Raw genomic sequence first — 22,285 nt, 5'->3', positions numbered from 1 at the left:
TCGCCGCTTGTGCTCGCAGCGGGGCTCGCTCTGGCGATCCGGTGCGCCCTGTTCGATATGAATCGAAGCCGTCCGATGATCATCTGATGCGAAAAAAAGACATACAACAAAAGTCTGAACCGGCGGCGCAAACTCCCGACACGAACCAAGCGCTGCCGCGCGCGGACAGCGCATCGGCAGCCAGCGGACCGCCTATACGTGTGGCAACAGTCGAAGACGATGCGGTTTGCCAGCAGGCCTTGGCGCACGCCGTCCAGACCGCGCAGGGATTATGCATGGCCTGGATGGCGGCCAACCGGCGCGAAGCGTTGTCCCTGCTGCCACGCCAGCCGCTTGACGTGCTTTTGGTGGACCTGGGCTTGCCCGACGGCTCCGGCCTGGATGTGATCGCCGCCGCGCGGCAGGCATGGCCGGAATGCGCCGTGATGGTAAGCACGATTTTTGGGGATGAAACCCACGTCCTGCGCGCCATCGAAGCGGGTGCCATGGGCTATGTGCTGAAGGACTTGAGCGCCCAGGAGCTGGTCGCGGAAATCCGCAGCCTGCATGCCGGAGGCAGCCCGATCAACCCGATGGTGGCCAGGAAACTCCTTTTGCGACACACCGTGCAGGCGCCGCCCGTCGAGGCCGTTGCCGCCCCCGCATGCGCGCCGCTTGTATCGCCTTCGGCGCGCGAAGCCGAGACGCTGCGCCTGGTCTCACGCGGCTATACGGTGGACGAAGTCGCCAGCGCTTTGGGCGTTTCGCCGCACACCGTGCAGACCTTTGTACGGCGCATCTATACCAAGCTTCAGGTGAATTCGCGGGCTGAAGCGGTGCGCGAAGGCGCGCGACACGGGTGGCTGAGTGAGGATTGAACTGCCCGGGGGGGCGCGGCCCTGGGTGGCCATGGGCAGCTGGGACGCCGCGCTGAGGTTAATGCTTGGCCTTCTTCTGATTGCCGTTTGCGGGCTGGTGCAAGCCCAATCGCCCGTGCTCCATATCACTGAAGCGCAGATGTGGCCGTCATCGAGCACCACGTGGATGCAGCCGCCTTCGATGGCTGAACTGGACGCCGGGGACAGTGCCATGAATGCCGCCGACGCCGACTGGCAGCCGGTAAGTCTGCCGCATGCCCGGCCGCGAACGCCGTGGCCGGTAGCCGCGCCGGGATCGGCGGACCGTGCGCAGGTGCAGTGGTACCGCGTGCACATTCCTGCCACGGACTTCACGACGCCGCGGCTGCGGCTATACGCCGCGCGCTGGCAGGCAACCGGCACGCTGGCGGTATACGTGAACGGGCGGCGGGCCTGGCAATCACGTGGCGACCGCGCGTGGAACAACTTCAATCATCCTTTGTGGGTGGATCTGGGCGGCCTGTTGCACCCCGGCAAGGATGCATGGGTGTACGTGCGCGTGGCCAACCAGCCCAATACGGGTGGCGCGCTGTCGTCGATGTGGATCGGACCGACCGCCGACTTGCTGCCGTCCTGGCGCTGGCGCACTTTTCTGCAGACGGCGCTGCCGACCTATTGGCGTGGCTCTTTCCTGCTGCTGGGATTCTTTGCCTTGGGCATCGCCATCTGGCTGCGCACGAACCGCCGTCGCGATACCAGCCTGGCGCCTGCCGGCGGCGCGTGGCCGTTCGCGCTTTTCTTTTGCATGGCGGTGGCGCAGGCGCTGGCAGCCTTGCTGTTCCTGGTGGACGACGCGGGCCTGTCCATGAGCTTCGCCTGGTTCTCGTGGATGACGTTGGTGGGCATGGTGACCGTACCCGTCTGCGGATTTCATTTCCTTGGCATGGTGCAGCATCGCCCGCGCCCGCGCTTGGGCCGCGTCCTGCTGGTGTACTGGGCCGTCGTCGTCGTCGCGACGCTGCCCTGTTGGTGGGCGGATCGACCCGGGATTCTGGCCGTGCAGCGCCTGGCAATTCTGCCGCCGGCGCTGGCGCAGATCTATGCCGCCACGGCCAACGCCTGGCATGAACGCAGCCGCGCCAATGTGCTGCTGGCTGCATGGGGGCCCGTGTCGTTGCTGATGGCGTGGCATGACCTGCGCATGCAGAGCTTCAAGACGGACATGGAAGGCATATACCTGACGCCGTATGTGAATCTGGGCTTGCTCACCCTGTTCGTCTATGTCGCGTTCACGCGCTACACCCGTGCGCTGGCCGTGGCTGCGCGCGCCCGCGCGGTGCTGGCCGAGCAATTGGCCGCACAAGAGCGCGAACTGGTCCAGGCGCACGAGCGCCTGCGCCTGGCCGAGCGCGAGCAGACGCTATTGAACGAACGTCAACGCCTGATGAGCGAAATGCATGATGGCGTGGGCTCTTCTCTGATGAGCGCGCTGCGCCAGGTAGAGCTGGGGCGCACGCCGCTGGACATCGCTCAGGTTCTGCGGGAATGCATCGACGACCTGAAGATCGCCATCGATTCCCTGGAAAGCACCGATGCCGACCTGTTGGCCTTGTTGGGGGCCTTGCGCTTTCGATTGGGGCCGAGGTTGACCGGGGCCGGGATCGCGCTGCGTTGGCGGATGAGCGATCTGCCGCCATTGCAGTGGCTCGACGCGCAAAGCGCGCTACACGTGCTGCGTATCCTGCAAGAGGTGCTGACCAATATCGTCAAGCACAGCGACGCGACGGAGATCACCGTGACCACCGCCGAAGCGACGGCGGCCGCGGGCGGCGCGGAAGAGATCGGCGTGTGGGTGTGCGTGCAGGACAACGGCCGACCGTTCATGCCACCGCCGCCCGAGGTGGCATTGCCGGGGCGGCGGGGCGTGGCGAATATACGCAATCGCGTGACGGTACTTGGGGCGCGGTGCGCCTGGCAGCCACTGCCGGGCGGCACGCTGTTCAAGCTGTGGCTGCCCTTGTCCCAGCATTACGGTCAGCAGCAGAAAAAAAGCGCCCAGAGTCTCGTGGCGAACTAGGAACCAGGAACCAGGCCCCCCCCATCAATTCGCCGTGATGTTCGCGGCCTTGACGACCTTGCCCCAGCGGTCCAGTTCCGACTGGGTATACGCGCCCAGTTCCTTCGGCCCCATGAAGATGGCTTCGGCGCCTTGTTCGGCGGCCTTCTGGCGGAAGGCGTCGGTCTTCATGATCTTCTGGATTTCACCGGCGATCTTGTCGACGACCGGCGCGGGCGTGTCCTTGGGCGCGTACATGGCGAACCACGATGACACGATCAAGTCCGGGTAGCCGGCTTCGGCGGCGGTGGGCACGTTGGGCAGGGACGGCAGGCGGGTGTTGCCGGTGACGGCCAGCGCGCGCAGCTTGCCGGCGGCGATCTGGCCCAGCAGCGGCGGGGGCGTGGTGATGGTCATGTCCACGGCGCCGCCCAGCAGGTCGTTCAGCGCGGGGCCGGTGCCCTTGTACGGGATGTGCGTGATCTGCGTGCCGGCCATCTGGTTCAAGAGTTCGGTGGCCACTTGTTGCAGCGAGCCGTTGCCGGATGACGCGTAGTTCAGCTTGCCCGGGTTGGCCTTGGCGTAGGCCACCAGTTCCTTGAGCGAGTTGATGGGCAGGTCCGGGCGCACCACCACGACTTGCGGCGCCGACAGCACGTTGGCGACGGGGGCGAAGTCCTTGATGGGGTCCCAGCCGGCGGCAGGCGTCACGTGGGGCGTGATGACCTGAAAGCCCGAGTATTGCAGCAGCAGCGTATAGCCGTCGGGCTTGGCGCGGGCGACTGCCTGCGCGGCGATGCCGCCGGAGGCGCCCGGCTTGTTCTCGACGACGACGCTTTGGCCCAGCGCCGTGCCCAGGGGCTGGGCGATCAGGCGGGCGGCAATGTCGGTGGTGCCGCCGGGCGCGGCCGATACGATCAGCGTGATGGGGCGATTGGGAAAGTCCGCTTGCGCGCTGGCTGCGCTGGCGCCGAGGGCTAGCGCGGCGGCGATACCGGCGCGCAGAAGGGTGGGCAGGCTGGGCAATGTCATGGGATGTCTCCTTGCTTTTTTATAGGTGTGGGCAAAACAAACGGATGAAACGGTTGCGCGTTTTGGGCCGCGCTGCGTCGTACTTCACTGCATCACTGCTACTGCGGAAATCTCTCAGCCAGCCAGGCGGGCGCGGCATGCGTTGCCAAACGTGGCCCTGCTTGCAGCAAGGCGTTGCTAAGGTCGCGCTGCACCAGCGCGGGCAAGCCGCGCACGATGGCCAGCAAAGGCTCCAGCGGCACGCCGGTGTCCACGCCCATGCAGGCGAACATGTGCACCAGTTCTTCGGTGTTGACGTTGCCGCTGGCGCCGGGCGCGTACGGGCACCCGCCCAGGCCGCCGGCCGCCGCGTCAAAGCGGGTGATGCCGGTTTGCCAGGCGGCCATCGCGTTGGCCAGCGCCATGCCGCGCGTATTGTGCAGGTGCACGGTCAGCGCCACACCCGGCAGGCGCGCGGACGCCTGTTCGCACAAGGCGGCCACTTGCGTCGGATACGCCATGCCGGTGGTGTCGCACAGCGTGATGCCGGTGGCGCCCGCGTCCGCCAGCCGTGCGGCCAGGTCCAGCACCTGGTCCACGGCCACGTCACCGTCAAACGGGCAACCGAAGGCGGTGGACAGCGACACGTTGCACGGCGTGCCGCTGCGGGCGGCGGCGGCCAGCACCTGCGACAGTTCCGCAAGCGACTGATCGCGCGTCATGCGCAGGTTGGCGCGGTTGTGCGTCTCGCTGCACGACATGACCAGGTTCATCTCATCGGTGCCCGCTTCCAACGCGCGTTCCAGCCCGCGGATGTTGGGCACCAGCGCGGTATAGATCACGCCGGGGCGGCGGCGGATGCGGCGCATCACCTCCGTGGCGTCGGCCAGCGCGGGGATGGCCTTGGGCGAGGTAAAGCTGGTGACTTCGATGCGCGCAAAGCCGCAGTCGGACAGGGCGTCCACAAAGGCGACCTTGTCATCGGTGGCGACCAGGTTCTTTTCAATTTGCAGGCCGTCGCGCGGGCCGACTTCGTTGATCTCGATCTTGGCGGGGCCGGCGTTCATGCAATCACTCCCTTAGCGCGCAGCGCGTCGCGTTGTTCGTTCGACAAGCCCGCCTGCGCCAGCACGGCATCGGTGTGCTCGCCCAGCGTGGGCGCGCGTTCGCGCACCGCGCCGGGGTTGGTGGACAGATACGGAAAGACGGCCGGCATTTCCACTTGCACGCCGGCGGCCGATTGCACGGTGGTGATGGCATTGCGGGCGCGGTAGTGCGGGTCGGCGGCAATGTCCGCCACGGAATAGATGCGACCGGCCGGCACGTCGGCTTCGCGCATGGCGGCCAACACGTCGTCGATCAGCCGGGCCTGCGTCCATGCGCCGATGGCGGCGTCGATCTCGGCAACGCGGCGGGCGCGGCCGTCGTTGTGCGCCAAGGCCGGGTCCTGGCCAAGGTCGTCGCGGCCGATGCGCGCCATCAGCCGGGTGTAGATGGCGTCGCCATTGCCGGCGATCAGCACGTAGCCGTCCTGGCAGGGATAGGCGTTGGACGGTGCAATGCCCGGCAGCGCGGCGCCAGCGGGCTCTCGTACGGCGCCGAACACGGAATATTCGGGCAGCAGGCTTTCGCTAAGGTTGAACAGGCTTTCGTACAGCGCCGCATCGATCACTTGGCCGACGCCGCCACGCGCATCGCGCTGGTACAGCGCCATCATCACGCCCAGCGCGCCATGCAGGCCCGCGATGGTGTCGCCCAGCGACAGGCCCGCGCGCACCGGCGCGCGACCCGGCTCGCCGTTCAGGTAGCGCAACCCGGCCATGGCTTCGCCGATGGCGGCAAAGCCCGGTTCGCGCGCCTTGGGGCCGGTCTGGCCGTAGCCCGAGATGCGCAGCATGATCAGGCGCGGATTCAGCGCATGCAGGGCTTCCCAGGACAAGCCCCATTTTTCCAGGGTGCCGGGGCGAAAGTTCTCGATCAGCACGTCGGCCTGTTGCGCCAACAGACGCACGATGTCCTGGCCTTCCTGCTGGCGCAGGTCCACACATACCGACTGCTTGTTGCGCGACTGCGCTTCCCACCACACCGACGTGCCTTCGTGCAGCAAGCGCCATTTGCGCAGCGGGTCGCCCTGCCCGGGGGGTTCGATCTTGATGACCTGCGCGCCAAAATCCGCCAGGGTCTTGGCGGCGAACGGCCCCGCTATCAGTTGGCCCAGCTCCAGCACGCGGATGCCAGCAAGAATCTGCCCAGCCATTTCGCCTCCTTGGCAACGCTTGATATTGATGATTGACAGGCGGCAGTGTGCCCGCGAAGCGGCGGGAAGCGGAATGGACAATCGGGGAAAGGGGTATTCCTGGAACGAGAAACCCCGGGCAAACCCGCAGCGGCAACCGCCTTCTTTGTCGCCGCCTTAGTGGTCGCCGCGCAGATGCGCCAGCAACAGGCGGGCGCCCACGGTCAGCGTGTCGGCATCGCGCACGCCCAGCAGCAGCCAGCGGCGCGCCCATTCGTCGGTCAGGGGGATCAGCTTGAGCGGCATCGAGCGCGCATGCGGCTCGGCGGCGATGCGCGGCAGGATGCCCACGCCGCCCGTGGCCGTGACCATGCGGCAGATCGCGTCAAAGCTGCGCACCTGGATGCGCAGCCGCATTGCCCGGCCCAGGCGACCGCTTTCTTCGGACAAGCGGGTGGCCAGCGACGTGGCGGGCGGCAGGCCCACGTAGTCGTAGGCCAAGGTGTCGGCAAACGCCACCTGCACCTCGGCGGCCAGCGGATGGCGCTGCGGCACGATCAGCACCAGTTCATCCAGCCGATACGGAAAGGTCGACAGCCCCTCGGCCGCCGTCCGGTCGGCGAATACGCCGATATCGGCGCGGTTCTCCAGCACGGCGGTGACGATGTCGCTGCTGTTCTGCTCTTCCAGGTCGATGCGCACCGCCGGGTGTCCGTCCATGAAGGCGGCCAGGTCTTCGGGCAGAAACTGCGTCAGCGACGAGGTATTGGCGGCAATCCGAACCTGCCCGCGCACGCCTTGGGCAAAGTCCGACAGCGCGCCCGTCATCTGCTCGACTTCCTGCAACACACGAAGCGCGTGGACCAGGCAGGCCTGGCCCGCGTCGGTCAGCTCTACCCCGGCGGCGTTGCGGTACAGCAGCGCGGTGCCCAGGGCGGCCTCCAGGTCGGAAATGCGTTTGCTGGCCGCCCCAACCGCCAGATGGGACTGGCGCGCGCCGGCCGAGATGCTGCCCTGGCGCGCAACGGCAACAAACAAGGCAAGGGTGACGAGGTCGATGCGGGCAAGGTTCATGGAAAATCGGGCACGGATAGGCCAGGGCGGGCGGCGGGCGCAAGGCGACTGCCGGGGTGCCAGGGCAATAATTATGTCCGAATTTTTTCTTCCCGCCCGTTGCGGCTCAACCGGGTGTTGCGCCGCCTAGGACGGTCCTCGGCCCTTGGCCCTTGGCCTGGGCCTTGGGCCATCAAGGCTGGAAGAACGCCGTGGGCGTCATCAGCCGGTTTTCCTGGCGGATCAGATAGCCGGCCTCGGCGCTCTTGGTCAGGTAGCCGGCCCAGGCGGGGTCTTTTTGCAGCGCCAGGCGCTTGGCTTCGCGGTCGGCGGCGCTGTCATAGACCCAGATGTGCATGTAGCTGTTGACGTCGCCCGTCTCGGTCTGCATGTAGGCCAGCGGCTTGCCCAGGTGGCGGCTTTGCACCGCATAGCCGTGCTCTGCATAAAGCGCCAGGTGCTTCTTGATGGTGCCGGCGCGGCAGGTGTAGGTCCGTACGTCGTAAAGCATGGTGTTTCCTTTGAGGGGTTGCGATGGGGATTGCGAAGGGGATTGCGAAGGGGGCAACGCGGGCTGCAATGGGGGGGCAACGCGGGTTGCAAAGCGGGCTGCAACGCGCATTGCAGGACCTGATCGATCGTCAGTCCGCCGTGGCGCCGGACTGTTTCACCAGCACGCTCCAGCGATCGACTTCCTGGTTCACGTACTGCTGGAACGCGGCATGGCCGTCGCCGACCGGGTCGGCGCCCAGCCCTTTCAGCTTGTCCTGCACGGCGGGGTCGGCCACGCCCTGGGTGATGGCCTGCGACAACTTTTCCACCACGGGCGCGGGCGTGGCTGCCGGCACGAACAGGCCGAACCAGGACCGGGCGTTCATGGCGGGGTAGGACGTTTCAGAAAACGCCGGCACGTCCGGCAACGCCGCATGGCGCTGCTTGCCGGTGACGGCGATGGGCCGCAAGCGGCCGGCCTGCACCTGCGACAGCACTTCGGGCAAATTCGCGAACATGATCTGGACCTGGCCGCCCATCAGGTCATTCAGCGCCTGCGAGCCGCCCTTGTAGGGCACATGCGTCATCTGCGCGCCGGCCAGTGAATTGAACTGGGCGCCCGCCAGGTGCGACGCCGTGCCCGTGCCGCCCGAGGCGTAGTTCACGCGGTTGCCGCTCGCCTTGGTGTAGGCGGCCAGTTCTTCCGGCGTCTTGGCCGGCACCGACGGGTTCACCACCAGCAGCAAGGGCACCGATGCCAGGTTCGACAGGCCGGCGAAGTCGCCCGTCAAGCTGTAGTCCAGCTTGTGATACAGCGTGGAATTGATGGCATGGCTGGACGTGGCCATCAGCAGCGTATAGCCGTCCGGCTCGGCGCGCGCGGCCATGACGGCGCCAATGTTGCCGTTGGCGCCCGCTTTGTTTTCTACCACCACCGGCTGGCCCAGGCGGGTGGACATGGACTGCGCCACGGTGCGCGCAATCACATCGGTGGCGCCGCCGGCGGCGAAGGGCACGATGATGCGCAAGGGCCGCTCGGGGTAGGCGGAGGCGGTGTCGGAGGATGCCGCGAACGATGCAGCGCCAAGGGTCGAGGCGGCCAGCATCGCGGCCACGGCCAGCCGCCGCAGGGCGGGCAGGGGGGTATTCATAGTCTCTCTCCAGGTGTGGATATTTTTTATGGGATCGCCGCGCGCCGTTCTTGCGACTGCTGCGCGGCAATCCGATCCTGAACGTCAGGAAGCGGCAAGCTGCGCTTGTTTGCGCAGGCTCGTCAGGGTGGCCCGGGGCGTGATCACCTCGGGGTCCAGACAAAGTTCGATCAGATAGGGCGACCCGCTGTCCAGCGCCCGCGTCAAGGCGGGCGCGAAGCCTTCGTGGCTGTCCACGCGTTCGGCCGGCACGCCGAACGATTCCGCGTAGGCCACGAAGTCGGGGTTGCAAAGGTCCGTGCCGATGGTCCGGCCCGGGTAGTTCTTTTCCTGATGCATGCGGATCGTTCCGTACATGCCGTTGTTGAACACGATGAAGACGATGGCCAGGCGGTGCTGCTTGACGGTCGCAAGCTCCTGCGAGGTCATCAGAAAGCAGCCGTCGCCCGCCAGGCAGACAACCTGCCGTTCGGGGTGGCGTAGCTTGGCTGCAATGGCGGCGGGCACGCCGTAGCCCATGGCGCCGCTGGTGGGCGCAAGCTGGGTGCGCGGGTGGCTGAAGCGGTAATAGCGATGCGCCCAGGCGCTGTAGTTGCCCGCGCCGTTGGTCAGGATGGCGCGCGCGTCCAGCCCTTCGCGCAGGGCAACGATGACACGCGCCGGGTCCATGGGCAGATCGCTGGCGGGCGGTTCCGTATAGCGCTGGTAGCTCTGGCGCAGCCCCTCCAGCCAGCCGCGCCACGGGGCGGCGTCCACCGGCTCCAGTGCGGCGGCTGCGTGGGCGAAGGCGTCCAGGCCCGACGGTATCTTGAGGGTGGGCTGATACACCCGCCCCAGCTCTTCGGGGCTGGCCAGCACATGGATCAGCGTCTGCCTGGGCACGGGAGCTTGCAGCAGCGTATAGCCGCCCGTCACCATTTCACCCAGGCGCGCGCCCACCGCCAGGATCACGTCGGCGTTGCGCACGGCCTCAGCCAGTTCCGGGTTGACGCCTATGCCCACCTCGCCCACGTATTGCGGGTGGTGGTTGTCGTACAGATCCTGCCGGCGAAAAGAGCACGCCACCGGCAGGCCATTGCGGCGGGCGTAGCGGGCCAGGGCGTCCAGGCCGGCGTCGGTCCACCCGGACCCGCCCACTATCATCAGTGGCCGCTGCGCGCGGGCCAGCAGGGCGCGCATGTCGGCCAGCGCGTCGGGCGCCGGATGCGCCTGCGGAAACTGGATCGTGCCGCAGTCCTGCGGCGCGGCCAGCTCGGTCAGCATGTCCTCGGGCAACGCCAACACCACGGGGCCGGGCCGGCCAGACATCGCAACCGCAAACGCGCGGTTCAGGTATTCGGTGACGCGCGCGGCGCTGTCGATCTGCGCCACCCATTTGGTGAACTGGCCGAACATGCGCCGGTAATCGATTTCCTGGAACGCCTCGCGCTCGACCATGTCGTTGCCCACCTGGCCCACCAGCACGATAAGCGGCGTGGAATCCTGAAACGCCGTCTGCACGCCGATGCTGGCGTTGGTCGCGCCGGGGCCGCGCGTGACCATGCAGATGCCCGGTCGGCCGGTCAGCTTGCCGTGCGCCTCGGCCATGAACGAGGACGCGCCTTCGTGGCGGCAGGACACCAGGCGTATCCGCTCGCGTTCCGTGTACAACGCGTCCAGCACGTCCAGATAGCTTTCGCCGGGCACGCCGAATACCGTGTCCACGCCGTGTTGCAGCAGCGCGCGCACCACATGCTGGCCGCCCGTCATCAATGTTGGGGTGTCGTTCATCGCAGTTTCAATCAGGCCGCAAGGCGGCGGGTTTGGGTCTGGATGAACTGTACGCAGCCCGGCGGCGGGCGCGTTAGGACAGATCAGAGCTTGTATTGCACTTTTTCGCGCCTCTGCCCGCGCGGCCGTCAGCCGATGGGACGGTCGTACTTCTTGCGGAAATCGCCCGCGGTGCTGCCGGTGTGTTTCTTGAAGAAGCGGGCGAAGTACGAGGGGTCTTCGAAGTTCAGCTGAAACGCAATTTCGGCGATGCCAAGGCCCGTATTGCTAAGCAGGCGCTTGGCCTCAAGCGCAACGCGCTCTTGCACCAGCTGGCTGGCGGTGCGCCCCACGCTGCGCTTGACGGCATCGTTAAGCTGGCGTTCGCTGACGCACAGCGCGTCGGCGTACTGGCGGATGGCGTCGAAGTCCAGATAGTGTTCTTCGATCAGCATGGTGAACCGCTTGGCCAGCGAATAACTGGGGCCGGCGGTGGTCTCGCGCTCGTCGGCCGGGTACAGGCGGCGCAGCTGCGTCAGCAGGATCAGCAGGTACGAACGCACCACGTCAAAGCGCCCGGTCTGGCGGTCGCGCGTTTCGCGTTCGATTTCATTGAGCAGCGGCAGCATGCCGTCGTGCTGTTCGCGCGACAGATAGATGGCCGGCGAGCCGCCCGCCAGGTGAAAAAAGGGAAACTTGGCGATGTCGTCCGCGCGCGGGAACATGTGGGCGAAGAAGTCCGTGCTGATATTCAACACGTAGCCGCGCGGCTTGACGGACGAGGTCCAGGCGTGGATCTGGCCGGGCGACAGGAAAAATACCGAGTGGTCGCGCACCTCGTGCTGCTCGAAGTCCAGCATGTGGGTGCCGCTGGCCTGGCTCATCCAGAGCAAGTGGTAGTAGTTGTGCCGATGCAGGAAGCCGCGCGGGATATCGTCGCGGTCCTGCAGGCGGACAAGATCGAAGTAGAACGAACCCTCGCCCGAGAAATCGGAAGTTTCAAAGGTGGGGAAGGGTTGCGCGTTGGGCGTGTGCGGGCCTGCGGACAAGCGGGAAGTCTCCTTGGCGGCGCGCGAGGCGGCTCGATTTTTTTGCCATGATATCGCCAAACGTGCCCAGCCGCGGTTGCCGTAAACCCGGTATTGCCCGCCCTGGGGTTTCGGCGGCGGGCCGGCGCCGCCCGAGGCTGCCCGGGGTTGCCTTACGACCCTTCGGGCAGTTTCGCGATCACCTTGATCTCGAAGTCAAAGCCGCTTAACCACGTTACGCCCACGGCCGTCGCGGTGGGATACGGCGCCTGGCCCCAGTATTGCGGCACCACGTCGGTCCAGATCCGTTCGAAGTGCGATTGCGGGTCGACCATGAAGACGGTCACATCCACCACATCGTCGAACGTGCAGCCCGCCGCTTTGAGGATGGCGTTCAGGTTGTCAAACGCCAGCCGCACCTGCGCATCCAGCTCGGGCTCTGGCGTGCCGTCCGCACGGCTGCCCACCTGCCCGGATACGAAGAGAAAGCCATCGGACCGGATGGCGGGCGAATACCGGTGGCGCGCGTACAGCGCGTGGCGGTCAGGCGGAAAAACGGGGTCTCGCGTCGTCATAGAAAGCTCCTTGAATCGGGCCGGCATGGCCCGTCGTTAGCGATGGGTTCACTGTAACGACGCGCCCACGGCCGATAAACGCGCAAGCTTGTCCATCACTGTTTGTAGAATCCAAACATTCTTCAACCGGCGGGGGCCGACGATGGACCGTTTCGATGCAATGCAGGCGTTTGCCCGCGTGGTGGAGGCCGGCAGCTTCACCAAGGCGGCCGAAACGCTGCACATCAGCAAGACCACCGTGACGCAACTGGTGCAGCAGCTTGAGGCGCGCCTGCGTGTGCGACTGTTCAACCGCACCACGCGACGGGTGAACGTGACCGCCGACGGCGCGGCCTATTACGAGCGCGTCATCAAGCTGTTGGCTGACATGGATGATGCCGAGACCAGCCTGTCGGTGGCCTCGGCCTTGCCCCGGGGGCGCTTGCGAGTCGACGTGCCCAGCCCGCTTGCCCGCATGGTGCTGATCCCCGCGCTGCCGTCGTTTCACGCGCAGTATCCCGACATTCAATTGGACATGGGCGTCAGCGACCGCATCGTCGACGTCATCGCCGACAACGTGGACTGCGTGGTTCGGGGCGGCGAGCTGACCGACCTGTCGCTGACGGCGCGCCGCGTGGGCGATCTGCAATTGGCGGTGTACGCCGCGCCCAGCTACCTGGAGCGCGCCGGCAACCCCACGCATCCGCACGACTTGGAAAACACGCATCACCGCGTGGTCGGCTATTTGTGGCAGCGGCTGGGCAAGGCGTTTCCCTACGCCATGCATCGCGGCGACGAGCATGTGCGGGTGCATGGGCGCTATGTGTTGGCGGTGGATGACGGCAACGCGTACTTGGCGGCGGGGCTGGCGGGGATGGGGGTATTGTGGCTGCCCCAATACATGGCCGAGCCGCATGTGGCGACGGGCGAATTGACCCCGCTGTTTCCGGACTGGCGGCTGGACCCGATGCCGTTGACCATTGCATTTCCGCCCAACCGGCACGTCAGCACGAAGCTACGGGTGTTCATCGATTGGGTGGTGGCGCTGATGGGGCAGTACGCACCGGCGGCCGGCGCACCGGCGGCGGGCGTATCGGCGGCCGGCGCACCGGCGGCAGGGGCACAGGCGGCACCGAAGGCAACAGCGAAGGCGGCAACGAAGGCAAAAGCGCAGGCAAAAGCGAAGGCAAAAGCGCAGGCAGCGACGCGATCAGAGACGCAGAATAGGAACGATCCGCCGACTTGATCGCCCCGACATCACAAGCCTGTATCCCCGCTTCAGGGCGCGAACAAGCTCAACCCTGCGCGCGCCGAGGCAGCCAGCGCCAGAACACCCCGGCCGCCACCAGCCCCAGCGTGCCCACGCCGAACGATGCGCCGCCCAGCGATACCAAGGCGGTCAGCACCGACAGTGCCACCGGCCCGCCGCTGGCGCCCAGGTCCGCCATGAAGCGCCAGATGCCCAGGAACTGCGTGCGCGCGCCGGGCGGCGCGGCGTCGGCGCCCAGCGTCATCACAATGCCGGACCCGATGCCGTTGCCAAAGCCCAGCAGCGCCGACACCAGGATGAAGCTGGCCACGCCGCCGGTCAGCGGGATTGCCATCAGGCTCAACCCCATCAGCAACGTGCAGGGCAGCGCCACCCACAGGCGGCCGCGCTGGTCCATCACCTTGCCCGCCGGATAGAACACCGACATATCCACCGCGGCCACCAAGCCGTACACCAGCGACGTGGTAGCGGCATCCAGGCCCAGATGATCGGCCCATAGCGGGATCACCACCTGGCGCGACGCGCGCAGCGCGCTGATCAGCATCACGCCCACGCCCAACGTGGCATACACGCCGCGATGGTCGCGCGCCACCTCGCCGATGCGGGCACGGGGGCCGCCCTTGTGCGCGCTGCCCGAGGGTTCGATGTCGGGCGCCTTGATCGCGATCAGCCCCGCGCCCAGCATGGCGCAGATGGCAATCCAATAGGCGCCGTCCAGCCCCACGAAATGGATAAGCGCCGCGCCCGCGAAGGGGCCGATAAAGGTGCCGATCCGCGTGGTACCGCCCAGCGTGGACAACGCCCGCGCGCGATAGGCCAGCGGCACGACTTCAATCATGTAGCTCTGGCGCGCCAGCTGAAACACCGACTGCGCGCAGCCCTGCATCAGCATGGCCACCGCCAGCACCCACAGGTGCGGGAGGCCGATCACCAGCGCCAGGCCAACCACGCTCAACAGTGCCGCGCCCGCCATTGCCCGCTTCTCGCCGAAGCGTTCGGTGATCAGGGCGGACGGAATGTTGGACAGCAGAGAACCCACCCCGATCAACGCGGCGATCAGGCCGGCAGTGGCCACCGAAGCGCCGTGGTCGCGCGCGGTCAGTGCGATAACGGGAAGGATGGCGCCGTTGCTGATGCCGTAGAGCAGCGACGGGCCGAACGCCGGAACGGCGATGCGCTTCAGATTGAACGAATCAGATTGCGACATGAAGGAACGGTGGGAACTTGGCCGTCTGCCGACCACCTTGCGCGCTGGCGCGGGGCTGGCCCGGCGACCATGGATGCGGGATTCCGAGAGTGTAGCGGTAGCCCTGCGCGGCTGCCTGTCAGGCGGCTGACAGTGGGGCTGAAAAGCGGGCTGAAACGTGGGCTGAAAAGCGGGCCGACAATCGTGCTGACGACCGGCAGACGCAGACGCGCGCCGGTCACGCCCAACGGCGCTCCCATCAATCGGGCTTTGACGCCTCTGTCTCGGTACCGGACTCGGCAATCATGCGCAGGCATTTGACGAACAGGCCACGGTATTCCTCGGGCAGCCGAGCCAGCAATTGGTCTTCCACCACCACATCGCGCGGCATCACCCTGCACAGCAGCTCCAAGCCGGCCGGCGCGACATACAGCTGGTAAGCGCGGGCATCCGTGGGTGACGGCCGGCGTTCTATCAGCCCGCCGCCATGCATGCGCCTGACCATTTCAGCAACGGTGTTGCGGTCCATGGCCAAGCGCTCCGCCAGGGAATTCTGGCTAAGGCCGGGCTCTTGGTAAAGCAGCACCAAGGCGGCCTTTTGCCGGGGCGTTACCCCTTCGCCCGCAAACGTAGCCGCGAAGATTTCCTCGGCCTTGAAGTGCGCGCGCCGCAGCAGATGCGACGGCACCTCTTCAAGGCGGAAATTTCGCAGCAGGGATTCGACTTGCGCTTCGGCGGCCGATAGCGAAACGCCCGCCGGCGCTGACGTGCGGGCGGACGTGAGTTGGGCTGTCTTGGAGGTAGGTGATCGGGCCATTGTGATGGAGTTTTCTACGGTCGTTGTTGCGATTAGGATGGGTCCCTGCGTAGTTACAATAACACGTACACGTACAAGATAAGCGCGTTTCAAACACCCAGCTGACCATTTTCAGGCAATGAATATAGGGTAATTACGCGTTTCTTGCCGTGTCGCTCCGCCCTACGATAGTACGCATACGTCTTATAAGGCCACCCCGCCGGATGCCGCGACCGAGGTGGGCTTCAACTGTCAAGGTAAGGAGCTTCACCATGAGCGAAGGTCAAATTCTTTCCGGCTTCCTGGCGCCCCATCCGCCTCATCTGGTCTATGGCGAAAACCCGCCCCAGAACGAGCCGCGCTCTGAAGGCGGCTGGGAGCCGCTGCGCTGGGCGTATGAGCACGCACGCGAAAGCATCGAACGCCTGAAGCCCGACGTGCTGCTGGTCCATTCCCCGCACTGGATCACGCAGGTAGGGCACCACTTTCTTGGCGTGCCCAGACTGGCGGGACGATCCGTCGACCCCATCTTTCCCAACATCTTCCGCTACGACTTCGGCATGAACGTGGATGTCGAACTGGCCGAGGCCTGCTGTGCAGAGGCCGCCAACCTGGGGCTGGTCAGCAAGATGATGCGCAACCCGAAGTTCCGTCCGGACTACGGCACGATCACCACGCTGCACATGGTGCGGCCGCAATGGGACATTCCCGTGGTGGGGATATCCGCCAACAACACGCCGTATTTCCTGAACACCAAGGAAGGGCAGGGCGAGATGGACTTGCTGGGCCGGGCCACGCGCGAGGCCATCCGCAAAACCGGACGCCGCGCCGTCCTGCTCGCCAGCAACACCTTGTCCCACTGGCATTTTCATGAAGAGCCGGAGCTGCCCGAAGACATGACCAAAGAGCACCCCGAACGCTATGACGGCTACAAGTGGGACGTGCGCATGATCAACCTGATGCGGCAAGGCCGCATGCAAGAGACCTTCCAGCTGTTGCCGCAGTTTATCGATGAAGCGTTCGCCGAAGTGAAGTCCGGCGCCTTCACCTGGATGCATGCCGCAATGGGCTATCCCGAGCTGGCCGGCAAGTTGCATGGCTACGGCACCGTCATCGGCACCGGCAACGCGGTGATCGAATGGAACCTTCAGGACGCGGGCCTTTCACGCCTGGCGTCGGCTGCCCAGGCCGCCTGATCGCACCGTCTGCAAAAGAAAAAGGGGAATGACATGAGCATCGTATCCGCGTTTCTTGTACCGGGCAGTCCGCTGCCGCAGTTGCGCCCCGACGTGGCGCCGTGGGGCCGCCTTCGAGACGCCTTGGCGCAAGCAGGCAAATCGCTGGCCGAATCCAAACCCGATTGCGTGCTGGTCTATTCGACGCAATGGTTCGCCGTGCTGGACCAGCTATGGATCACCCGGGCACGCAGTACCGGCCTGCATGTCGATGAAAACTGGCACGAGTTCGGCGAGCAGGCGTTCGACATCTATTCGGATGCCGCCCTGGCGCACCGCTGCGTGCAGGCTTGCAATGACGCCGGCATCAAGACACGCGGCGTCGACTATGACCAGTTTCCGATCGACACGGGCACGATCACCGTGACCACGCTGATGAACTTCGGTACGGCCGCGCTTCCCGTCGTCATCGCCGCCAACAACCTTTATCACAGCCCCGAGCAGACCGAGCAGCTGGGCGCCATCGCCGCGTCCGCCTTGCAGGACAAGCGCGTGGCGGTGGTGGGAATCGGGGGCCTGTCCAACAGCATGTTCCGCGAAACCATCGACCTTCAGGAAGACCACATTCTTTCCGACGCCGATGACACGTGGAACCGGCGCCTGCTTGCCCTGATGGAAAGCGGCGACGTCCAAGCCCTGCGCGCAAGCCTGCCCGACTATGCCAAAGAAGCGCATCCGGACATGGGCCTCAAGCAGTTCCATTGGCTGCTGGGCGCGATGGGCGGAACTTTCAAGCAGGCAATCGTGCATGGGTATGCACCGGTATACGGCAGCGGCGGCGCTGTCGTGGAGTTCAAGCTCCAGTAGCGTGTTTCCGAAGGGCCGGCCAGGCCAGCCCTTATTTGCCAAGGAGCAGTCGTGTTCAAGCAGTACAGAAATTTCATTGATGGCCGGTTCCAAGACAGCCAGAAGCGGTTTGCCGGCATCAACCCGGCAACGGGCGTTCGCTTTGCCGACGTGCACGAGGCCACGCAAGCGATGGTCGACGAGGCGGTCGCGGCGGGCCACCGGGCGGTACGCAGCTGGGGCGCCACGTCGGTTGCCGATCGTGCCGACATGCTCTACCGCATCGCCGACGAGATCGATCGCCGCGCGGACGACTTCCTGGACGCCGAGGTCAGCGATACGGGCAAGCCGGTGTCGCTGGCGTCCAAGCTTGATATCCCGCGTGGCGCGGCCAATTTCCGTATTTTTGCGGACATCCTGAAGACAGCCCCGCTGGAGACGTTTCGCACCGAACTGGCGGGCGGCGCCCACGCCATCAACTACGCCGTCAGAAAGCCGCTGGGCGTGGTGGGCATCATTTCGCCGTGGAACCTGCCGCTGCTTTTGTTCAGCTGGAAAGTCGCGCCGGCATTGGCGTGCGGCAATGCGGTAGTGGCCAAGCCCTCCGAAGAAACACCGGGCACCGCGACGCTGCTTGCCGAAGTGATGCAGTCGGTGGGCTTGCCCGACGGCGTGTTCAACCTGGTGCACGGCTTTGGCCCGAACTCGGCGGGGGAATTCATCACCCGGCATCCGGACATCAGCGCCATCACATTTACCGGTGAATCAAAAACCGGCACGGCCATCATGCACGCCGCCGCCGCCGGCGTGAAGCCGGTGTCGTTCGAGCTGGGCGGCAAGAACGCGGCCATCATCTTCGCCGACTGCGACTTCGAGAAAACCGTGGAAGGCATGGCGCGCGCGGCGTTTCTGAACAGCGGCCAGGTGTGCCTGTGCTCCGAGCGCATCTTCGTCGAGCGGCCCATCTACGACCGCTTCGTGGGCGCGCTTGCGGAACGCGCACGGCGCATCAAGCTGGGCGATCCCACGGACGCGTCAACCGACATGGGGCCAGTGATTTCGGCGGCCCATCGCGACAAGGTGCTGAGCTACTACGCGCTGGCGCGGCAAGAGGGCGCGCAGTTCATCGTGGGCGGCGGCACGCCAAGCTTCGGCAATGCGCTGGACGGCGGCTTCTGGGTCGAGCCCACCTTGATCGCCGGGTTGGCCGATGACGCCAGATGCGTGTCGGAAGAAATATTCGGCCCCATCGGCCACGTCACGCCGTTTGATTCGGAAGCGGAAGTCATCCGTCGCGCCAACGCGACGCCGTATGGGTTGGCGGCCACCATCTGGACCAGCAACGTCAACAAGGCGCACCGCGTCGCGCAGTCCATGAATGTGGGCGTCGCCTGGGTCAACGCCTGGTTCCTGCGGGACCTGCGCACGCCCTTTGGCGGCAGCGGCCTGTCGGGAATCGGCCGCGAAGGCGGGCTGCATTCCCTGAATTTTTACTCCGAACTCACCAACGTTTGCATTCACGTGGATGCACCGGACGCCGTCAATGACTGAGAAACCCATGGCCCAAAGCAAGCTGTCATCCACCGTCGTCCAAGGGCGCGCGCAGCCACGCGGCAAGTTCCCGCACATCAAGCGTGCCGGAGACTTTCTCTTTGTATCGGGCACCAGTTCGCGCCGCCCCGACAACAGCTTTGCGGGCGCCGACGCCGACGCCATGGGCGTGCTGGACGCCGATATCCGCGCGCAGACGCGCGCCGTCATCGAGAACATCAAGGCGATTCTTGAAAGCGCGGGCGCCAGCCTGAAAGACTTGGTCGAAGTCTCTACGTACCTGGTCGATATGGGCGACTTCAAGGGCTACAACGAGGTCTACGCCGAGTACTTCGACTACGACGGCCCCGCCAGAACCACCGTCGCCGTGCACCAGCTGCCGCATCCGCTGCTGCGCATCGAAATCAAAGCCGTGGCGTACAAGCCGATGGATTCCAACGCATAGGCGCCGGGGGAAATATGCCGACCTTGTATCGCGACTTCAAGACGCAGGACGAGATAGACGCTCAGTACGACGTCGAGAAATCCGTTCCTGATTTCATGATCTATGCCAAGCACTACGTCGCGGAAAGCGAGCACGTACGACAGCGCCTGCCTGCGCACCTTGACGTCCCTTACGGGCCGACGCTTGACGAGACCGTGGACATTTTTCCGGCTGCGCAAGCCGGCGCCCCTGTGTTCGTCTTCATCCACGGCGGCGCATGGCGCATCCTGAGCAGCAAGGAGTTTTCGACGGTGGCCAGCGGCCTGAGTGCACAAGGTTTCACCACCGTCGTCGTCAACTACTCGCTTTGCCCCAAGGTCAGCATCGACGAGATAACGCGGCAATCACGCGCGGCGGTGGCTTGGGTGATCCGCAACATCGGACGTTTTGGCGGGGACCCCAAACGCGTCGTGCTGGGGGGGCATTCCGCCGGTGGCCATCTGACCGCGATGTGCCTGCAAACGGATTGGGAACACGAGTACGGGCTGCCTCGGGACCCGCTGGCGGGTGCGGTCATGGTCAGCGGCGTGTTCGAGATCGAGCCGTTTCGCTGGTCGTCGATTCAGCCGATGCTTCAGATCGACGATGGCGTCATACGCAGAAACTCGCCGCAGCATCGTGTGCGCGCCTGCGCCACGCCAGTTCTCATCTCGTGGGGTAGTGACGAACCATCGGAATTCGCCAGGCAGTCGCAGGATTTCGCGCGCGTGTGGACGCAGGCGGGAAACCAGGCACAGACGCTGATGCAGGACGGCAGAAATCACTTTGACGCGATCTACGGTTTCGAAGATCCCAACCATCCGTTAACGGAATGGATAGCAAATGTGGTGACACGCTGAACCGCAGCGGTTTGCGTCATCGAATATTCCTCCACGCAGTAGAAACACGCTAATCAACGCGGATCGCCATGAGCTTTACCAATCTTGCCCCACAACCCCCGCTGTATCCCGCCGAAGCCGAGGACTACGCCCGCGCGGCGTTGGCGCTTTCGGCTGCGGCGGTACAGCGCTGCGAACGCATCGCCGACATTCAGTACGGCGACACCGCCACGCACAAACTTGACGTGTACCCAAGCCGAAAACAAGCGGGGCAACCCAGCCCGGTCCTGGTCTTCGCCCATGGCGGCGCGTGGACGAATGGCTACAAGGAATGGGTGGCGTTGATGGCTCCTGCCTTGGTCGCCGCGGGCATTACGTTTGTCTCGATATCGTATCGACTCGCGCCAGGCTTCAAATGGCAGGCGCTATTGGACGACTGCCATGCCGCGCTGTCGTGGGTGGTTCGGAACATTCACGAGTATGGCGCAGACCCCGCTCGCATCGCGGTGGGAGGTCATTCCGCCGGTGGTCATCTGATGACGCTTGCCGCATTAAGCGCGCAAGGCCTGCACCGCCACGGCATTCCCGCGTCGTCGATCATTGCGTGCTTGCCCCTGTGTGCGCCGCTGGATATCCGGTATCCCGAACGCACGCCGGGCAGCGGCGAAGAGCGCACGCATCAGAACCTGCTGGACGACGTAGCGGAAGCCGAATCGGCAAGCCCCGTGTGTCGGGTGAATCAGGACACGCCGCCGATGTTGCTGGCGTACGCCCGGGAAGACCTGCCTCGCATCATCAAGGGCAATCAAACGATGGAGGCCGAGCTGCGTCGGCTGGGTCGGCCCGTTGAAACCATGGTGTTAGCGGGGGATCATTTTGCGCCGGCGATCGCGGCAGGGCAGGCGGACTCGCCCTGGATGAAGCGCCTGATTCAAATCATGCAGGGATGAGCCCTGTTTAAGAAGACCCGGAGAATCCGATGAAAATTTCCCAATACTTGGCGCTGTTGGCCCTTACCTTGTCGACGGCCGTGCAGGCGCAGTCCTGGCCGAACAAGCCCATCAAGCTCATCATTCCGTATGCTGCGGGGTCTGGCCCCGACGTGGCGACGCGTCCCGTCGCCGAACAGATCGGGCGAATACTGAAGCAGCCGGTGATCGTGGAAAACCTGGCCAGCGCGGGCGGCATCGTCGGCACCCGCACGGTGGCCAAGGCGGCACCGGACGGGTACACGTTCGGCTTTGGCAACAACATCACCTTGGCCGTCAATGCCAGCTTCTATCGCAGCCTGCCCTATGACCCGATCAAAGACTTCGCACCCGTCGGCTTGCTGTTCGACAACCCTTATATTCTTGTCGCCGGCAAGGACTTCAAGCCGAATTCAATTCAAGAGTTCATGGCCTATGTGAAGCAGAACCCCGGCAAGGTGAACTTCGCCTCGGGAACCGGGGTGGGCTCGGGCAGCCACCTGACCGGCGAAATGATGAAAGCGGTCGGCGGCCTGGATATCACGCACGTACCGTACAAAAGCGGGTCGATGGCGCTGTCCGACGTGGTCAGCGGCCGGGTCGACGTGATGTTCGATAACGTGAACGGCGTCCAGCAGTTCATCAACAACGGAACGTTGAAAGCGTTTGCCGTCACCAGCCCCAAGCGCCTGCCCACCATGCCCAACGTGCCGACGATGGCCGAATCCGGGTTTCCCAACTTTGAAGCGGTGGCCTGGGGCGGCGTCGTGGCGCCCAAGGGCACGCCGCAGGCCATCATCAATCGCATGAACGAGGCCATCGGCCAGGCGTTGAAGACGCCCGAAGTTGTGCAAGCCAACGCCGCGATGTCGCTGAACCCGATCAGCTCGACGCCGGAAGCATTTACGGCATTCATCGCGGCCGAAACCAAACGGTGGGCCGAGACGGTCAAGGTGTCGGGGGCCAGGGCAGAGTAGGGGTGTGAACGCGGGTGGCGAACGCGGGGAGCGAACGCGCCGGGGGAC

At 65.3% G+C, this 22,285-nt stretch carries 21 protein-coding genes; 10 read left to right on the top strand and 11 right to left on the bottom strand.

Annotated elements, in window-relative coordinates:
• Positions 1 to 86 precede the first annotated feature (86 nt).
• Together DVB37_RS23535 and DVB37_RS23530 are read left to right on the top strand one after the other, a co-directional pair.
• Positions 87 to 857 (top strand): response regulator transcription factor, encoded by a 771-nt coding sequence (locus DVB37_RS23535; protein ID WP_104142047.1) that lies wholly within the window; start codon positions 87 to 89, stop codon positions 855 to 857.
• Between the two features lie 139 nt (positions 858 to 996).
• A complete protein-coding gene (locus DVB37_RS23530; RefSeq protein WP_240433984.1) occupies positions 997 to 2,913 on the top strand; it encodes a histidine kinase in 1,917 nt (638 codons plus the stop codon).
• Positions 2,914 to 2,937: 24 nt separating this feature from the next.
• On the opposite strand, the gene DVB37_RS23525 is transcribed toward DVB37_RS23530, so the two are convergent.
• The 9 genes from DVB37_RS23525 to DVB37_RS23485 form a co-directional block, all read right to left on the bottom strand.
• Complete coding sequence (locus DVB37_RS23525; protein ID WP_046803813.1) at positions 2,938 to 3,924, bottom strand: tripartite tricarboxylate transporter substrate binding protein; 987 nt, start codon at positions 3,922 to 3,924, stop codon at positions 2,938 to 2,940.
• A 98-nt stretch (positions 3,925 to 4,022) separates the two neighbouring features.
• Positions 4,023 to 4,970 carry a hydroxymethylglutaryl-CoA lyase gene (locus DVB37_RS23520; RefSeq protein ID WP_120156935.1) on the bottom strand — a complete coding sequence of 316 codons (948 nt, stop codon included), beginning with the start codon at positions 4,968 to 4,970 and terminating at the stop codon, positions 4,023 to 4,025.
• On the bottom strand, positions 4,967 to 6,160 hold the full coding sequence (locus tag DVB37_RS23515; RefSeq protein WP_162941276.1) for a CaiB/BaiF CoA-transferase family protein: 1,194 nt from the start codon (positions 6,158 to 6,160) through the stop codon (positions 4,967 to 4,969). Before DVB37_RS23515 ends, DVB37_RS23520 begins: the two co-directional genes overlap by 4 nt.
• A 156-nt stretch (positions 6,161 to 6,316) precedes the next feature.
• Positions 6,317 to 7,213, bottom strand: coding sequence for a LysR substrate-binding domain-containing protein (locus tag DVB37_RS23510; protein WP_046803884.1), 897 nt, complete (start codon positions 7,211 to 7,213; stop codon positions 6,317 to 6,319).
• 172 nt (positions 7,214 to 7,385) lie between these two features.
• Positions 7,386 to 7,703, bottom strand: coding sequence for an NIPSNAP family protein (locus DVB37_RS23505; RefSeq protein ID WP_046803815.1), 318 nt, complete (start codon positions 7,701 to 7,703; stop codon positions 7,386 to 7,388).
• A 130-nt stretch (positions 7,704 to 7,833) separates the two neighbouring features.
• A complete protein-coding gene (locus tag DVB37_RS23500; protein WP_120156934.1) occupies positions 7,834 to 8,835 on the bottom strand; it encodes a tripartite tricarboxylate transporter substrate binding protein in 1,002 nt (333 codons plus the stop codon).
• Positions 8,836 to 8,919: 84 nt separating this feature from the next.
• Positions 8,920 to 10,605, bottom strand: coding sequence for a thiamine pyrophosphate-binding protein (locus DVB37_RS23495; protein WP_120156933.1), 1,686 nt, complete (start codon positions 10,603 to 10,605; stop codon positions 8,920 to 8,922).
• Between the two features lie 128 nt (positions 10,606 to 10,733).
• Positions 10,734 to 11,633: a helix-turn-helix domain-containing protein gene (locus tag DVB37_RS23490; protein WP_046803818.1), complete on the bottom strand. Its 900-nt coding sequence runs from the start codon at positions 11,631 to 11,633 to the stop codon at positions 10,734 to 10,736.
• A gap of 152 nt (positions 11,634 to 11,785) precedes the next feature.
• Positions 11,786 to 12,187 (bottom strand): RidA family protein, encoded by a 402-nt coding sequence (locus DVB37_RS23485; protein ID WP_046803819.1) that lies wholly within the window; start codon positions 12,185 to 12,187, stop codon positions 11,786 to 11,788.
• Positions 12,188 to 12,329: 142 nt separating this feature from the next.
• Between DVB37_RS23485 and DVB37_RS23480 the strand changes: the two genes are divergently transcribed.
• On the top strand, positions 12,330 to 13,412 hold the full coding sequence (locus DVB37_RS23480; protein ID WP_120156932.1) for a LysR family transcriptional regulator: 1,083 nt from the start codon (positions 12,330 to 12,332) through the stop codon (positions 13,410 to 13,412).
• Between the two features lie 49 nt (positions 13,413 to 13,461).
• On the opposite strand, the gene DVB37_RS23475 is transcribed toward DVB37_RS23480, so the two are convergent.
• A complete protein-coding gene (locus tag DVB37_RS23475; protein ID WP_120156931.1) occupies positions 13,462 to 14,643 on the bottom strand; it encodes an MFS transporter in 1,182 nt (393 codons plus the stop codon).
• A 238-nt stretch (positions 14,644 to 14,881) separates the two neighbouring features.
• Positions 14,882 to 15,439 (bottom strand): MarR family winged helix-turn-helix transcriptional regulator, encoded by a 558-nt coding sequence (locus tag DVB37_RS23470; RefSeq protein ID WP_120156930.1) that lies wholly within the window; start codon positions 15,437 to 15,439, stop codon positions 14,882 to 14,884.
• A 251-nt stretch (positions 15,440 to 15,690) separates the two neighbouring features.
• Here DVB37_RS23470 and DVB37_RS23465 point away from each other — a divergent pair, with 251 nt between their 5' ends.
• The 7 genes from DVB37_RS23465 to DVB37_RS23435 all read left to right on the top strand — a co-directional run bounded on the left by DVB37_RS23465 (position 15,691) and on the right by DVB37_RS23435 (position 22,237).
• Positions 15,691 to 16,614 carry a tRNA U-34 5-methylaminomethyl-2-thiouridine biosynthesis protein gene (locus tag DVB37_RS23465; protein ID WP_120156929.1) on the top strand — a complete coding sequence of 308 codons (924 nt, stop codon included), beginning with the start codon at positions 15,691 to 15,693 and terminating at the stop codon, positions 16,612 to 16,614.
• 33 nt (positions 16,615 to 16,647) lie between these two features.
• Complete coding sequence (locus tag DVB37_RS23460) at positions 16,648 to 17,460, top strand: tRNA U-34 5-methylaminomethyl-2-thiouridine biosynthesis protein (protein WP_120156928.1); 813 nt, start codon at positions 16,648 to 16,650, stop codon at positions 17,458 to 17,460.
• A 51-nt stretch (positions 17,461 to 17,511) separates the two neighbouring features.
• Positions 17,512 to 18,990, top strand: a complete 1,479-nt coding sequence (locus DVB37_RS23455; RefSeq protein WP_120156927.1) for a 2-hydroxymuconic semialdehyde dehydrogenase — start codon at positions 17,512 to 17,514, stop codon at positions 18,988 to 18,990.
• A gap of 7 nt (positions 18,991 to 18,997) precedes the next feature.
• Positions 18,998 to 19,435, top strand: a complete 438-nt coding sequence (locus tag DVB37_RS23450) for a RidA family protein (protein ID WP_120156926.1) — start codon at positions 18,998 to 19,000, stop codon at positions 19,433 to 19,435.
• Positions 19,436 to 19,449: 14 nt separating this feature from the next.
• Complete coding sequence (locus DVB37_RS23445) at positions 19,450 to 20,313, top strand: alpha/beta hydrolase (RefSeq protein WP_120156925.1); 864 nt, start codon at positions 19,450 to 19,452, stop codon at positions 20,311 to 20,313.
• A gap of 68 nt (positions 20,314 to 20,381) precedes the next feature.
• Positions 20,382 to 21,242, top strand: coding sequence for an alpha/beta hydrolase (locus DVB37_RS23440; RefSeq protein WP_120156924.1), 861 nt, complete (start codon positions 20,382 to 20,384; stop codon positions 21,240 to 21,242).
• Between the two features lie 29 nt (positions 21,243 to 21,271).
• Positions 21,272 to 22,237 carry a tripartite tricarboxylate transporter substrate binding protein gene (locus DVB37_RS23435; protein WP_120156923.1) on the top strand — a complete coding sequence of 322 codons (966 nt, stop codon included), beginning with the start codon at positions 21,272 to 21,274 and terminating at the stop codon, positions 22,235 to 22,237.
• Positions 22,238 to 22,285: the final 48 nt, after the last annotated feature.

Source organism: Achromobacter sp. B7, assembly GCF_003600685.1.
Classification (GTDB): domain Bacteria; phylum Pseudomonadota; class Gammaproteobacteria; order Burkholderiales; family Burkholderiaceae_B; genus Achromobacter; species Achromobacter spanius_B.
The sequence above is the reverse complement of the archived record's forward strand: the minus strand, read 5'-3'. Positions and strand labels throughout refer to the sequence as shown.